The organism is Ligilactobacillus sp. RTP31139st1_D10_RTP31139_211217, from assembly GCF_040226755.1.
Taxonomy (GTDB): domain Bacteria; phylum Bacillota; class Bacilli; order Lactobacillales; family Lactobacillaceae; genus Ligilactobacillus; species Ligilactobacillus animalis.
Window position 1 is genome coordinate 31,533 of the sequence record NZ_JBCOAR010000004.1, and the last position, 14,734, is coordinate 46,266.

Annotated in this window: 12 protein-coding genes; 8 read left to right on the forward strand and 4 right to left on the reverse strand. The window is 43.3% G+C overall.

The window, feature by feature from the left end; translation table 11 throughout:
* Positions 1-16 precede the first annotated feature (16 nt).
* The 6 genes from pdhA to ABT996_RS03375 all read left to right on the forward strand — a co-directional run bounded on the left by pdhA (position 17) and on the right by ABT996_RS03375 (position 7,127).
* The gene (gene pdhA, locus ABT996_RS03350; RefSeq protein ID WP_010689707.1) at positions 17-1,117 is read left to right on the forward strand and encodes a pyruvate dehydrogenase (acetyl-transferring) E1 component subunit alpha; all 1,101 of its coding nucleotides are present in this window, start codon (positions 17-19) and stop codon (positions 1,115-1,117) included.
* Positions 1,117-2,094 carry an alpha-ketoacid dehydrogenase subunit beta gene (locus tag ABT996_RS03355; RefSeq protein WP_010689706.1) on the forward strand — a complete coding sequence of 326 codons (978 nt, stop codon included), beginning with the start codon at positions 1,117-1,119 and terminating at the stop codon, positions 2,092-2,094. The genes pdhA and ABT996_RS03355 overlap by 1 nt, the downstream gene beginning before the upstream one ends.
* Before the next feature lie 15 nt (positions 2,095-2,109).
* Positions 2,110-3,399 carry a dihydrolipoamide acetyltransferase family protein gene (locus ABT996_RS03360; RefSeq protein ID WP_010689705.1) on the forward strand — a complete coding sequence of 430 codons (1,290 nt, stop codon included), beginning with the start codon at positions 2,110-2,112 and terminating at the stop codon, positions 3,397-3,399.
* Between the two features lie 5 nt (positions 3,400-3,404).
* A complete protein-coding gene (gene lpdA, locus ABT996_RS03365) occupies positions 3,405-4,811 on the forward strand; it encodes a dihydrolipoyl dehydrogenase (RefSeq protein WP_035447559.1) in 1,407 nt (468 codons plus the stop codon).
* A 25-nt stretch (positions 4,812-4,836) separates the two neighbouring features.
* Entirely contained in the window at positions 4,837-5,856 is a 1,020-nt protein-coding gene (lplA, locus tag ABT996_RS03370; protein ID WP_010689703.1) for a lipoate--protein ligase, read from the forward strand.
* Between the two features lie 407 nt (positions 5,857-6,263).
* Positions 6,264-7,127 carry an alpha/beta hydrolase gene (locus tag ABT996_RS03375; RefSeq protein WP_035447556.1) on the forward strand — a complete coding sequence of 288 codons (864 nt, stop codon included), beginning with the start codon at positions 6,264-6,266 and terminating at the stop codon, positions 7,125-7,127.
* Positions 7,128-7,186: 59 nt separating this feature from the next.
* On the opposite strand, the gene ispE is transcribed toward ABT996_RS03375, so the two are convergent.
* The 4 genes from ispE to ABT996_RS03395 form a co-directional block, all read right to left on the reverse strand.
* Complete coding sequence (gene ispE, locus ABT996_RS03380) at positions 7,187-8,062, reverse strand: 4-(cytidine 5'-diphospho)-2-C-methyl-D-erythritol kinase (RefSeq protein ID WP_010689700.1); 876 nt, start codon at positions 8,060-8,062, stop codon at positions 7,187-7,189.
* A gap of 77 nt (positions 8,063-8,139) precedes the next feature.
* Positions 8,140-9,273 carry a glycerate kinase gene (locus ABT996_RS03385; protein ID WP_035447553.1) on the reverse strand — a complete coding sequence of 378 codons (1,134 nt, stop codon included), beginning with the start codon at positions 9,271-9,273 and terminating at the stop codon, positions 8,140-8,142.
* A gap of 108 nt (positions 9,274-9,381) precedes the next feature.
* On the reverse strand, positions 9,382-10,767 hold the full coding sequence (argH, locus tag ABT996_RS03390; protein WP_010689698.1) for an argininosuccinate lyase: 1,386 nt from the start codon (positions 10,765-10,767) through the stop codon (positions 9,382-9,384).
* The gene (locus ABT996_RS03395) at positions 10,760-11,974 is read right to left on the reverse strand and encodes an argininosuccinate synthase (RefSeq protein ID WP_035447550.1); all 1,215 of its coding nucleotides are present in this window, start codon (positions 11,972-11,974) and stop codon (positions 10,760-10,762) included. The genes argH and ABT996_RS03395 overlap by 8 nt, the downstream gene beginning before the upstream one ends.
* Before the next feature lie 371 nt (positions 11,975-12,345).
* Between ABT996_RS03395 and purR the strand changes: the two genes are divergently transcribed.
* Together purR and glmU are read left to right on the forward strand one after the other, a co-directional pair.
* Positions 12,346-13,179 carry a pur operon repressor gene (gene purR, locus ABT996_RS03400; RefSeq protein WP_010689695.1) on the forward strand — a complete coding sequence of 278 codons (834 nt, stop codon included), beginning with the start codon at positions 12,346-12,348 and terminating at the stop codon, positions 13,177-13,179.
* Between the two features lie 152 nt (positions 13,180-13,331).
* A complete protein-coding gene (glmU, locus tag ABT996_RS03405; protein WP_035447548.1) occupies positions 13,332-14,732 on the forward strand; it encodes a bifunctional UDP-N-acetylglucosamine diphosphorylase/glucosamine-1-phosphate N-acetyltransferase GlmU in 1,401 nt (466 codons plus the stop codon).
* The last annotated feature ends 2 nt before the right edge of the window (positions 14,733-14,734 follow it).

Sequence of the window (14,734 nt, forward strand, 5' to 3'; positions counted from 1 at the left end):
GAAAGGAAGTTTTAAAATGGCACAAAAAATTGATTTTGAAGCATTCAAGACGATCTCTCCAAGTGAGATCAAACCGCTTCGTGTATTAGATGAACATGGTAAAGTGATCGATCCAGACTTTTTCCCAGATCTAAGTGATGAACAGATCGTGGAATTATTCAAGCAAATGTTGTGGTCGCGTGTGTTAGATGAACGTTCCACTAAGCTAAATCGTCAAGGGCGCTTAGGTTTCTTTGCGCCAACAGCAGGGGAAGAAGCTTCTCAGATCGCATCTGAATTTGCGATGGAAAAGACAGACTTCTTATTACCAGCTTATCGTGATGTTCCACAATTAGTCTTACATGGGCTACCTTTAGAAAAGGCTTTCTTGTGGTCGCGGGGGCATGTCTTAGGAAATGAATATCCCGAAGATCTAGCTGCTTTACCACCACAGATCATCATCGGAGCCCAATATGTTCAAGCCGCTGGTGTAGCTCTAGGTCTCAAGAAAAAGGGCGCTAAGAATGTAGCATATACGTATACTGGTGATGGCGGTACTTCCCAAGGTGATTTCTACGAAGGGATCAACTTTGCAGGTGCATATCAAGCGCCGGCGATCTTTGTTGTGCAAAATAACGGCTATGCGATCTCAGTCCCAAGAGCGGTCCAAACTGCGGCTCCGACCTTAGCTCAAAAAGGTCTAGCTGCTGGGATCCCAGGTATTCAAGTTGATGGGATGGATGCTTTGGCAGTCTATTTAGTCATGAGCGAAGCACGTAAATACAGTGTCGAAGGTAATGGCCCAGTCTTGATCGAGACTTTGACGTATCGTTTTGGTCCACATACGCTTTCTGGTGATGATCCGCATCGTTATCGGACCGCTGATGAAGAAGCTGAATGGGAAAAGAAAGATCCATTGGTAAGATTACGCACTTATTTAGATGAAAAAGGTCTTTGGTCAGAAGCTCAAGAAGAAGCTTACATTGAAGAAGTAAATGAGCAGATCAATGAAGCGATGAAAAAGACTGAACAAGCGCCAAAACAAAAGGTGAGTGAATATCTTCAAAATGTCTTTGTAGAAACACCACCGACTTTAGAGGAACAAATTGCAAAATTTGCGGCTAAGGAGGAAGCATAATGGCTAAAACAACGATGATCAAAGCAATTACACAAGCTTTGGAAGATGAATTAAAACGCGATAAAAATGTTTTGGTATTTGGTGAAGATGTTGGTCGAAATGGTGGTGTTTTCCGTGCGACTGATGGCTTACAAGAAAAAGTCGGTGAAGATCAAGTCTTTGATACGCCCTTAGCTGAATCAGGGATCGGTGGTCTCGCAGTTGGCTTAGCTTTGACCGGTTTTCGTCCTGTTCCTGAGATCCAATTCTTTGGCTTTGTCTTTGAAGTCATGGATGAGATCGCAGCTCAGATCGCGCGGACACGTTTCCGTTTAGGTGGCACCCGTAAAATGCCCGTGACGATCAGAGCGCCATTTGGTGGTGGGGTCCATACGCCAGAATTGCACTCCGATAGTTTGGAAGGACTGATGGCACAAACACCGGGGTTAAAAGTTGTTATCCCAAGTGATCCATATGATGCCAAAGGTCTATTGACGGCAGCAATCCGCTCTGATGATCCGGTCGTATTCTTAGAGCATATGAAATTATACCGCTCTTTCAAACAAGAAGTTCCAGATGACGCATACACCGTAGCCTTGGATAAAGCAGCGGTCAAGCGTGAAGGTAAAGATGTAACGATCATCTCTTACGGCTATATGGTCCATGAAAGTTTACGGGCTGCTGACGAATTGGCTAAAGAAGGGATCGAAGCAGAAGTCGTTGATCTGCGTACAGTTTCACCATTGGATGAAGAAACGATCTTAGAGTCAGTCAAACGTACTGGCCGAGTTGTTTTGGTCCAAGAAGCACAACGCCAAGCTGGGATCAATTCTCAAGTAGCCGCTTTGATCGCCGAAAAGGGGATTTTATCGTTAGAAGCACCGATCGCACGGGTCGATGCCCCAGACACACCATATCCATTTAGCGATGCTGAAACGATCTGGTTACCAAACAAGCAAGATATCATTGAAAAAGTAAAAGAAACGGTCAATTTCTAGGAAAGGTGAAGATTTATGAGTAAATATCAATTTAAACTCCCAGATATTGGGGAAGGGATCGCTGAAGGTGTGATCGGTGAATGGCACGTTAAAGTCGGCGATACGATCAAAGAAGATGATGATCTAGTTCAAATCGAAAATGATAAATCCGTCGAAGAAATTCCTAGTCCTGTAGCCGGAAAAGTAACTGCGATCGTGGTCCCGGAAGGTGAAACAGCTGAAGTGGGCGATGTTTTAGTCGAGCTAGAAGTGGCTGAAGGTTTGGGCAATGTTGATGCAAGTGCGACAGAAACACCAGCTAAAGTCGAAGAACCAGCTCAACCCGTGGCTCAACCGGTTGCTGAGCCAACAAGCGTAGCAACACCGGTCGCAGCATCTGTTCAAGATCATTCCTTACCAGTTTTAGCGATGCCATCCGTGCGCAAGTTTGCCCGTGAAAATGGAGTTGATCTGACTAAGATCAAGGGAACTGGCCGTCACGGACAAGTAACTAAAGCTGATATCGAACAAGCTTTGAGTTTACCACAAGATGCACCGGTCGCAGCACCTGAGGCTAAAACAGAAGAATCAGTCGTTGCATTGCCAGCTAGTGCAAGTGCTCAATGGCCTGAAACAGTTGAAAAGATGTCACCGATCAGAAAAGCAACGGCTAATGCAATGGTGCGTTCAGTTTCACAGATCCCACATGTACATGTCTTTGATGAAGTTGTCGTGGATAAACTTTGGGATCACCGTAAGAAGTATAAGGAATTGGCGGCAACGCGTGGTGTCAAATTGACCTTTATGGCTTATATGGTCAAGGCTTTAGCCGTGATCATGAAGGAATTCCCGATCTTCAACAGCTCGGTCGATATGCAAAATCAAACGATCGCTTATAAAGACTACATCAACGTAGGTATCGCCACAGACACCGAACATGGTCTATTCGTACCAAATGTTAAACATGCAGATGCGTTGAGCTTATTTGGGATCGCTGAACAGATCTCGGAAAACACAGCCAAAGCTAAAGAAAATAAATTATCACGTGATGATATGAATTACACGGGCATGTCGATCACCAATATTGGTTCGGTCGGCGGTGGTTTCTTTACGCCGATCATCAATTGGCCTGAAGTTGCGATCTTAGGTATGGGTAAGATCACTAAAGAAGCTGTCGTAGTGGATGATGAAGTTCAGATCGCACGTGTTTTGAAGTTGTCCTTGGCCTTTGATCATCGTGTGATCGATGGTGCAACAGCTCAAAAAGCAGTCAACAGACTCAAAGAATTATTGGCAGACCCAGAATTGTTATTAATGGAAGGATGAGCTAGATGGTAGTTGGAGATTTTTCAATTGAATTAGATACAGTCGTGATCGGTGCGGGCCCTGGTGGATATGTAGCAGCGATCCACGCAGCCGAATTAGGTCAAAAGGTGACTGTGATCGAACGTGAATTTATCGGTGGTGTCTGCTTGAATGTAGGTTGTATCCCCTCAAAGGCCTTGATCGAAGCGGCGCATCACTACCAATACGCAATGCACTCCCAAGATATGGGGCTCCAAGTAACAGCAGCTAAACTTGATTTCAATAAAACAATCGAGTGGAAAAATAGCGTTGTTTCTAAGCTCACTGGTGGGGTCGCATCACTATTTAAAAAGCATCAGATCGATGTTGTTTGGGGCGATGCCTTCTTGAAAGATGATCACAATTTACGTGTGATCGATAAGGAAGGTCATGCTCAAACATATAGTTTCAATAATTTGATCGTAGCTACCGGGAGTCATCCGATCGAGATCCCTAACTTTAAGTTCAAGGGTCGTGTCTTAGACTCAACGGGTGCGCTCAATTTACGTGAAGTTCCAAAAGAATTAGTTGTCGTTGGTGGCGGTTATATCGGGTGTGAGTTAGCTTCGGCATATGCCAACTTAGGTTCCCATGTGACGATCCTTGAAGGTGGTCCGATGATCTTAGCTAACTATGAAAAAGATCTAGTCAAAGTGGTCGAACATCACTTTAGCAAACAAGGGGTAGATGTCTACACCAATGCTTTGGCTAAGAATGCTGAACAAACAGATGATAACGTCAAAGTCACCTTTGAGATAGACGGTAAAGCTCAAGAGATCACAGCTGATTACGTGATCGTTTCGGTCGGGCGCCGTCCAAATACCGCTGATATGGGCTTAGAACAAGCCGGCGTCAAGATCGATGACCGCGGTTTGATCCCAGTTGATGCTCAAAGCCGTACAAATATCCCACATATCTATGCGATCGGTGATATCGTGGCTGGTTTTGCCTTGGCTCACAAAGCTAGTTATGAAGGTAAAGTAGCTGCTGAAGCGATCTCTGGTATGAAGACAACGGTCGATTATCGTGCGATGCCAGCCGTTTGTTATACGGATACTTCGATCGCAACGACAGGATTGACGCTAGCCGAAGCTAAAGAAAAGGGCTTTAAGGCTAAAAAGGCTCAATTCCCATTTGCTGCTAATGGGCGTGCGATCTCAATGGGGAAGACGGATGGTTTTATTCGTCTAGTTTTCGAAGAAGAAACGGATATCTTGTTAGGGGCTCAGATCGTTGGGGCCCATGCGAGTGATCTGATCAACGAATTGACTTTGGCGATCGAAATGGGAGCAACGACTGAAGATATCGGCTTAACTGTCCACCCACACCCATCATTAGGTGAAGCTGTGATGGATGCTGCTGATGTGGCACTTGGTTTTCCAACTAATATTTAATTTTTAGGCAAATGAGGGATGAAGAATGCAGTATCTAGTAATGCAAACTGATGATATCAGAACTAACTTAGCAACGGAACAGTATTTGATGAACAGTGGTAAATTGGAAGCACCGTTTATGCTGTTTTATATCGAAAAGCCATGTATCATCGTAGGTCGAAACCAAAATACAATGGAAGAGATCAATCAGAAATATTGTGAAGATAACAAGATCACGATCACTCGTCGCCTTTCCGGTGGTGGTGCGATGTATCAAGACCTAGGCAATATGTGCTTTAGCTTTGTCGTACCAGCTAAAGATCAAAAATTCGGTGATTTTAAGACATTGGTCCAACCGATCGTCAAAGCGCTACATGAGATGGGGGCTACCAAAGCTGAAGTGACCGGGCGCAATGATATCGTGATCGAAGGCAAGAAATTTTCTGGTAATGCAATGTATACGAAGGGCGACAAAACTTTCTCACATGGGACTTTGATGTTTGATGTGGATACGAGTGCGGTTGAAAATGCGTTGCGTGTACCTAAAGATAAGATCGAATCAAAAGGTGTTAAGTCAGTTCGTTCGCACGTAACAAATATCAAGCCATATTTGGACAAACAGTATCAAGCACTAGATACCTTCGCCTTCCGAGATGAATTGATCAAAAAGATCTGGCAAGTAGATTCATTAGAGCAAGCCCAAAAATTTGAATATCATTTAGATGAGACGGATAAAGCTGAAATTGCTAAGATCGAACAAGAGCTGTATAAAAATTGGGATTGGGTCTATGGACGTTCCCCAGAGTTTACAGTTCAAAGACGCCATCGTTTCACTGGTGGAACGATCGATGCGCGTTTCTTGATCGATAGTGGTGTGATCACTTCAGTTAAGATCTATGGCGATTTCTTTGGTAAAAAGGATGTCAGTGACGTAGAAGCGCTCTTAGCGGGTGTAAAATACGCTCCAGCAGAAATTCGGCAAGCTATGGCCAAGATAGACCTTACCCGATATTTTGCTGGTATTCCAACTGAAGAAATAATCGAATTGCTAGCAGTGCAAAAATAAGATTTAAATAGAGCTCCTTCTATGGTGTCGATCATAGAAGGGGCTTTATTTTTTATTTGATCCTATCTTGATAGCGATGAAGATAAAAATAGTAGAAAAGAGCGTAGTATAAATACCGTTTGTAAAGACTGTTGGAAATAGTAAACACAGCGTGCCAAAGATGATGATAATGCATGCTTGAAGGATCAGTACTGAAATATATGGGTGCTTAACTGTAAAGTCCTTAATATTTTTCAATTTTTTTCTCCAATTATTTGTTTATATCTTGATTATAATTAGCAGTATTATTTTTGTGAACCGGTCTGATCATCGAATTTATTAAATAAAAAAGTTAAGTCAAAACGGATGCATAAATCAACCAAAAGGACTATAATTTATGCACTAGGAGAAAGAAGGAGAGTACAGTCTTGAAAAAATGGTGGGCAATTCTAGGAAGTGTTTTAGTCGGGTTGATCTGCCTGCAATTATGGCTCTTACGTGGAACACCGGGTGAAGCATTACGCACGGAGCAATTGCGTTCTGATATTTCATATAGTAACGTTCCAACGCTTTTAATTCCTGGTTGGGGTGGCAATGGTTGGACCTACAGCAAATTGATCAAATACTACCAAAAAGAAAATATCGCACAAAAGACGATGACGATCCATGTGACGCCAACGGGTAAGGTCAAGGTCCAAGGTAGTGTGGTTAACAAGAAAAATGCTTTGATCCAATTGATCTTTGATTGGAATTATACAAAAGATTACCAAGCGCAGACAAAGTGGTTGCAGCAGGTACTTACGGTCTTGCACCGCGATTATCACGTCGATAAACTCAATGTGATCGCACATTCATGGGGGGGTAGTGCTTTGATACATGCTTTGGCAGATTCAAGTTCGTTACAAAAAGAGATCGCTTTTCCTAAGGTGATCTTACTGGGAACACCGATCGATGAAAGCGTAGATGAGAATACGAGCTATGCCAAAGCTCAAGCCAAAGTTTCGACCGATAAAAATTACCAGCGTTTATTGAAGAAATTTAAAGAATTTGATCCGCTAGCTAGTATCGATTTTTATAATTTGATGGGGTCAGTTGATGGTGAAAAAACTGACGGTTCAGTACCCAATGTACAGTCAATATTTTTGAAAAATATCATTCATCCTAATTGGTCTAAATATTATCAAGCCGTTTATACCAATACGGATCATACGGATCTGCATCAAAGTGCTAAAGTTTTAGATACGATGGATAAGATCTTGTGGAACAACCGCCCGCTTGCGTGGCATCATTAAAAAAACTAAGACCAGATAGAGTTCTTAAGCAGTTAAGGACTTTATCTGGTCTTAGTTTTTTAAAAACAAGTTTGCTGGTCTAAATTATAAGGACTAACGATGTAAACTTCTTTACAGAAACCACGTAAACTATTGTAGATGTGTTGGGCTCGTGAAGCCTTTTGACAGATCCCAAAAACTGTTGGACCACTACCACTCATTTGAGCTGCATCACAGCCAAATTGGAGCATTTTTTCCTTGATCTTCAAGATCTCAGGGTGGCGTCCAGCAGTGATCGGTTCTAAAGTATTTCCCATCTTAGTGACCATCGCTGCATAATCTTGTGCCTTGATCGCACAAACGACAGCATCGACATCTTGGTGTTTGATCTTATCATAGTTGATCTTGCGTAAGATACTAGGTGTTGAGACACTGTCACGGGGTTTAGCGATAATGATCTTTAATGGGGGTAAAGGACCGATCGGGGTCACGATCTCGCCCTTACCAGTCACAAGGGCTGGTTCGCTGTAGATGCAAAACGGAACATCTGAATCGATCTCTAGCCCAATTTTAGCAAGTTCTTCACGTGAGAGCCCAAGTTGCCATAACTTGTTTAAGCCACGTAGGACAGCGGCAGCATCCGAAGATCCCCCACCCATACCTGCAGCCACGGGGATGTTTTTATCGATCGTGATCGCTACGCCTTCTTTGATCTGGTATTTATCGCGCAACATCTTAGCGGCTTGATAGGCTAAGTTTCGTTGATCGCTTGGTAAAAAACCAGAGTCGGTCGAGACGGTTATCTTATGCGAGTTAGGAAGGGTCTGGATGTGTACGTAATCGGCTAAATCAACTGCGATCATTACCATTTTCCATTCTGGCTCACCGTTTTGATGACGAAATGGGGTATCTAAGCTGAAGTTCAATTTAGCCGGAGCTTTCTCCGATATCTCCATTTGATTCACCTGTCTATCATTGAAATTATTAGTTTAATTATACTGAACTACGCGCTATTTTAAAAGAGTCAAACACTCTAAACAAATTTTTGCAATAAATGCGCTATTTCATTTGCTGTTTGCGTTAAATGCTTTGATCCCGATCTTAAGGCTCGTTCCAAGTTGATGACACCAGGAGTACACGAAAAAACAGCATCAAAACCTAATTGATACAATTCAGCAACTGCCTCGACCTTACCAGCTAAGCCGATCACGGTGCAGTCAGGTGAAACAGATCTAACTGCGCGCAAAACTCCAAGGGGTGTCTTTCCCAATTTTGTTTGGCTATCTAAACTGCCTTCGCCGGTCAACAAAATGTCAGCTGCAGTCGCTTTTTGCTCAAGGTCAGTCAAAGCGATCGCGAGCTCGACCCCTGAAGTCAAGGTAGCGTTAGTGAAAGCAAGCAATGCCCCACCGATCCCACCAGCTGCGCCTGCACCCGGAGTAGTGGCGATATCTTGGCCACAAGTAGCTTTGATAACTTGTGAAAAATTAGTCAAAGCTTGTTCAAGTTGGAGCACAGCGTTAGGGGAAGCACCTTTTTGCGGGCCAAAGACCACGCTAGCCCCGTTAGGTCCAATGAAGGGTGAAGCCACATCACTAGCAAGGGTGATCTTAGTTGTTTGTAAGCGCGGATCTAAGGCGCTGATATCTATTTTCTCGAGTGCTTGTAGATGGATACCGCCTAAAGGTAATTCATAGTGAGAACGATCATAGAATTTGGCGCCTAAGGCTTGAAGTAAGCCCGCACCACCATCATTAGTCGCACTGCCACCAAGACCTAAGATGATATGTTCCACTCCGAGATCTAAAGCGTGTTTGAGTAATTCACCTGTTCCATAGCTAGTAGCCGTCAGCGGATCCTTGATGCCGTTACAAAGTTGTAAGCCGCTAGCTGCTGCCGTTTCAAGGAGTGCAATTTTGCCCGCCTCGATCACGGCTAACTTCGCTGTAACTGATTGCTTTCTTGGCCCCATTACTTGATAGGTATAAATTTTTCCAGGGACGGTATTTAAGATCGTATCGACAAAGCCTTCGCCCCCGTCTGCTAGTGGGATCAATTCATATGTAGCGGTGGGAAAGATCGGTTTAAAGCCGGCATAGATAGCTTGGGCTGCTTCACTAGCAGTCATGCTTTCTTTGAAAGAATCAGGTGCAATGATGATTTTCACGAATAAAAGACCTCATTTCTAGTGCTATTATCTTTGAGTTTAGCGTAAGGGCAAACAAAAAGAAAGGATAAAAATTTCACAAGTTCAATTTCTATCCTCTAGTTAGATCTATTCGAATTTTTGCATAAACTGCTCAGCAAGTTCGATCTGCTGTTCAACTTGGGCAAATCCAGTTCCACCATATGAGTTGCGCCGTTTGATGGCTGTTTTGGGATCAAGGGCAGAATACACGTCGGCTTGGATCTTAGGTGAAAATTTCTGGAAAGTTGCTAAGTCGGTATCTTGAAGCGTTTGGTGCTGTTTGATCCCGTGTAAGACTAACTTGCCGGCGATCGCATGTGCTTGACGGAAAGGCACGCCATTTTTAGCTAAGTAGTCGGCTAGTTCCGTAGCGTTTGAAAAATCAGTCGTGAGCACTTGTTCCATCCGTGCTTTGTTGACACTTAATGTTTCGACCATTTGAGTGCAGATCTTAAGACAGGGGATGATCGTTTTGACAGCATCAAAGACACCTTCTTTATCTTCTTGCATATCTTTGTTATAGGCCAAAGGAAGTCCCTTTAAAACTGTCAGTAGACCGATCAGATCGCCAAAGATCCGGCCAGATTTGCCCCGGATCAACTCAGCCATATCAGGATTTTTCTTTTGGGGCATGATCGAGCTTCCCGTAGCGAATTTATCGGATAGTTCCAGATAGCCAAATTCATAGCTGCACCACAAGATAAGTTCCTCACAAAAGCGGGAAAGGTGGACCATCAAGATCGAGCTGTTACTCAAAAATTCTAAGGCAAAATCACGATCGGATACAGCATCTAGTGAATTAGCATAGATCTCACTAAAGCCCAATTGGTCGGCGCTAAATTTCCGATCGATCGGAAATGTCGTTCCTGCTAAAGCTGCTGCTCCCAAAGGACAGATGTCGGTGTGCTTTTGATTGAAGTCAAAGCGCTCCCAGTCACGTTTGAACATTTGCCAGTAGGCCATCAAATAGTGAGCATACGTGATCGGTTGTGCATGTTGTAAGTGCGTAAAACCAGGCATCAGTGTCGTTTGATGCTTTTTTGCTTGATGCAATAACGCTTTTTGTAGCTCAGCGATCGCGTCCAATACTTGCGGGAGGCGGTTCTTTAGATAAAGATGTAGATCGGTCGCAACTTGATCATTTCGGCTCCGGGCAGTATGCAGTTTCCCCGCAACTGGACCGATCTCTTGGGCTAATAGCGCCTCTAAATTCATATGGATATCTTCGTTGGCGACTGAAAATTCAAGTTCACCAGCAGCTAGTTTGTGCGCTAACGTTTCTAGCCCAGCAATTATCTGATCTGCTTCGCTGGCACTCAAGATCTTAGTGTGTTTGAGCATTTTGACATGAGCCAGTGAACCTTGGATATCTTCGTGGGCTAGTAACTGATCAAAACTGATCGAAGCCCCAAATTCATCAACGAATTGGTCGGGAGACGCTTCGAAACGTCCGCCCCATAACTTATCACTCATGGCTATCTCCTCCATTTTTTTGTTGAACTTGGGCATAGACTTGAGTTGGAAGACCGAATAGTTTGATGAAACCACTGGCAGCTTCTTGATCGAATTGATCAGCCGCGGTGTAGGTCGCTAGTTTTTCATCATATAAGGAATTAGGCGATCTCCGACCTTCACAAATGACGTTACCCTTGAATAATTTGACCCGAACAACACCAGTAACATTAGTCTGAGTCTGCTTTAAGAAAGCTTGGAGGGCGGGCATCAACGGTGAGAACCACAACCCGTTGTAGATCAACTCACTGAGTTTTTGTTCGATCACAGACTTAAAATGAGCAACTTCTTTTTCAAGCGTGATATCTTCGAGGTCCTTATGGGCTGCCATCAAGACGGTAGCTGCTGGACACTCATAGATCTCACGGGATTTGATCCCGACTAACCGATTCTCGACGTGATCGATCCGTCCGATCCCGTGTTGGCCAGCCAATTTATCAAGTTTTAGGATCAGATCAGCTAAGTTAAGTTTTTCTCCATCTAATTTGACGGGGACACCTTGTTCAAATTCAAGCTCGATCACACTGGGAACGTCAGGTGTTTGCTCTAAAGGTAAAGTCCGAGCATAGGCATCAGCTGGAGCACTTTGCCAAGGATCTTCTAAAATACCACATTCATTTGCCCGGCCCCATAGGTTTTCGTCGACCGAATAAGGGCTCTTTTTGTTGATCGGCACGGGGATGTTATTTTGAAGAGCATAGTCGATCTCTTCTTCTCTAGACCAATGGTTATCTCTGATCGGGTCTTCGATCAACATTTCCGGAGCTAGAGCATGGATCCCAACTTCAAACCGGACTTGGTCATTGCCTTTACCGGTACAACCATGCGCGATCGCACAAGCACCGTAGTCTTTAGCGATCTTGACTAGATGTTTAACGATCAAAGGACGTGAGAGCGCTGAAACGAGCGGATATTTTTGTTCATAATATGTGTGAGCTTGCAGCGCTGTTAAACAATATTGACTAGCGAATTCTTCTTTAGCATCGATGACCAAGGATTCAACTGCACCTACCGCTAGTCCTTTTGCTTGGATAGCAGTCAGGTCTTTTCCTTCGCCGACATCAATGCAACAAGCGATCACATCGTAGCCTTTGTTTTTGAGCCAAGCGATCTCAACTGAAGTATCTAAACCACCAGAATATGCGAGCACAACCTTTTTATTTGTCATTTTAAAAACTCCTTTATGCATTTGTTGAGGTTATCATACAATTTTTATGCAAATAATTCAACTAAAAACTAATATTTATTCATATAAAATTTGGTTTATATAATTTTTATACATAAAAAGTTATATATTTATCCTGAAGTAAATTTTTAAAAAAGTGTTGACGCTAGCCGGTGACAGTGATAATCTATAATAGTTTGTTTCAGAACCGAACGTTAATCAGAAGAAGAGAAAATCTCCGATAAAACAATTTTTGATCGGGATTTATTGCCTAAAAAACGAACTTTAAAATTATTTAAAGCTTAAAAACTAGGAAAAATCCGTTTGATAACGTATAATGTAACTAAAATTTCAAAAACATTGGAGGAATAAATTTGAAAACCAGAAGAAGTGATCGATTGATCGATATGACGAGATATCTCCTAGAATCACCGCATACATTGATCTCGCTGACCTTTTTTGCTGAACGCTATGAATCAGCGAAGTCTTCGATCAGCGAAGATCTTGCCATTATTAAGCGGACTTTCAAATTACGTGGGATCGGTATTTTAGAGACGATCCCAGGTGCTGCAGGTGGTGCGCGCTTTATTCCTTCAATGGAAGAATATGAAGCACGTGAATTTATTGAAGAAATGACAACTGAACTTTCAGAACAAGATCGCCTTTTGCCGGGAGGATATGTATACTTGTCTGATCTTTTAGGTCGACCTGATGTATTGCGTAAAGTTGGGCGCGTGATCGCACGCCAATATATCGATAAGCAGATCGATGCGGTGATGACAGTGGCAACTAAAGGGGTCCCGATCGCTCAAAGTGTTTCCAGCTACTTGAATGTACCATTTGTGATCGTACGTCGTGATTCTAAGATCACTGAAGGCTCGACGGTTTCGGTCAACTATGTATCTGGTTCAAGCGAACGGATCGAAAAGATGGAATTGTCCAAGCGTAGTCTTAAGCGCGGTTCGAATGTTTTGGTCGTCGATGATTTCATGAAAGGTGGCGGCACAGTCAACGGGATGAAGTCAATGATCGAAGAATTCGAATCAAACTTAGTCGGGATCACAGTTTTTGCTGAAGGTTCATTTGATGGAAAACGCATGGTCGATGACTACACTTCGCTGCTAAAAGTTGATCAAGTCAATACTTTAGATAAGACGATCTCTGTTAGCCCAGGAAACTATTTAGAAAAAGTATTTGGTAACAAATAAAGCCGTTGCGCGCTAAACATCAAGTCAGGTGTTTAGCGCTTTTTTGGTTGGGTTTGGACGCTTGAAACTAGGGGGGGAGTGGTTTATCATTAAATAGTATTTACTAATTATTCTGAGAAAGGAATGCCTCTTTAGTGAGGCAAAATTCTGAAATGACAGCAAAATATGCAATTGTCTTGGCAGCGGGTCAAGGCACACGAATGAAATCAAAATTATACAAAGTGTTACATCCGGTTTGTGGTAAGGCGATGGTGGACCACGTCTTGACTGAACTCGAAAAAGATCAGATCGATGAGATCGTGACGATCGTCGGCCATGGGGCTGCTAAAGTTGAAGAAACTTTAGGAAAACGCACAAAATATGCTCTACAAGCTGAACAATTGGGAACAGGGCATGCTGTTTTACAAGCCGAAGAACTTTTAGGTGACAAACAAGGAATGACCTTAGTTACATGTGGCGACACCCCATTATTTACAGCGGAAACATTTGCTAAGTTATTTGAACAACACGAACAAAGTGGCGCGGTCGCAACTGTTTTGACAGCTAAAACTGATGAACCATTTGGCTATGGGCGTGTGATCAGAAATCATCGCGATGAAGTTGAAAAGATCGTTGAACAAAAAGATGCAACACCAGAAGAAGCTTTGGTAAATGAGATCAATACAGGTGTTTATTGCTTTGATAACCAAGCCTTATTCGAGACTTTGCATGAAGTGAAAAATGATAATGCTCAAGGCGAATACTACCTACCTGATGTGATCGAGATCTTAAAAGCTCAAGGTTGCCCAGTTGGAGCTTACTGCATGGATGAATTCGAAGAATCAATGGGTGTCAATGACCGGATCGCATTAGCTAAGGCAACCAAAGTCATGCAGCGCCGGATCAACGAGTTGCATATGAAAAATGGGGTCACCTTGATCGACCCAGCGACGACTTATATTGAAGCTGACGTTAAGATCGGAGCTGACACCGTGATCGAATCGGGGGTCAGTTTGAAAGGCAAGACCGTTATCGGGGAAGATTGTGTGATCGGGGCACATTCTGAATTGCGCGATACGATTTTAGAAGATGGGATCGAAGTGAAAGCTTCTTTCCTTGAAGGTGCGATCATGCGTAACGGTTCTAATATCGGGCCATACAGCCATTTGAGACCACAAGCTGATATTGGCGAAGGCGTGCATATCGGTAACTTTGTTGAAGTTAAGAAGGCTACTTTAGGCAAAAATACTAAAGTTGGTCATCTAACTTACGTAGGGGATGCGACCCTTGGCAAGGAGATCAATGTGGGCTGTGGTACGGTATTTGTCAACTACGATGGTCAAAACAAACATCACACCAATGTGGGCGAGTATTCCTTTATCGGAAGTGGTTCGAACATTATTGCACCAGTCGAGATCGCAGACCATGCCTATGTGGCAGCGGGTTCAACGATCACAGACGATGTAGCTTCACGTGATATGGCGATCGCACGTGGACGTCAAGTAAACAAGCCAGGATATTATGATCGTTACCCAGTTGCAAAAGCAGCGGCAGAGAGCAAAAATAAGGCTTAGTT

What these genes read in the sequence shown, in the direction of transcription:
- pdhA (WP_010689707.1), top strand. Translation starts at nt 17, where the DNA reads ATGGCACAAAAAATTGATTTTGAAGCATTCAAGACGATCTCTCCAAGT.
- ABT996_RS03355 (WP_010689706.1), top strand. Translation starts at nt 1,117, where the DNA reads ATGGCTAAAACAACGATGATCAAAGCAATTACACAAGCTTTGGAAGAT.
- ABT996_RS03360 (WP_010689705.1), top strand. Translation starts at nt 2,110, where the DNA reads ATGAGTAAATATCAATTTAAACTCCCAGATATTGGGGAAGGGATCGCT.
- lpdA (WP_035447559.1), top strand. Translation starts at nt 3,405, where the DNA reads ATGGTAGTTGGAGATTTTTCAATTGAATTAGATACAGTCGTGATCGGT.
- lplA (WP_010689703.1), top strand. Translation starts at nt 4,837, where the DNA reads ATGCAGTATCTAGTAATGCAAACTGATGATATCAGAACTAACTTAGCA.
- ispE (WP_010689700.1), bottom strand. Translation starts at nt 8,062, where the DNA reads ATGGAGATATCGGAGAAAGCTCCGGCTAAATTGAACTTCAGCTTAGAT.
- argH (WP_010689698.1), bottom strand. Translation starts at nt 10,767, where the DNA reads ATGAGTGATAAGTTATGGGGCGGACGTTTCGAAGCGTCTCCCGACCAA.
- ABT996_RS03395 (WP_035447550.1), bottom strand. Translation starts at nt 11,974, where the DNA reads ATGACAAATAAAAAGGTTGTGCTCGCATATTCTGGTGGTTTAGATACT.
- glmU (WP_035447548.1), top strand. Translation starts at nt 13,332, where the DNA reads ATGACAGCAAAATATGCAATTGTCTTGGCAGCGGGTCAAGGCACACGA.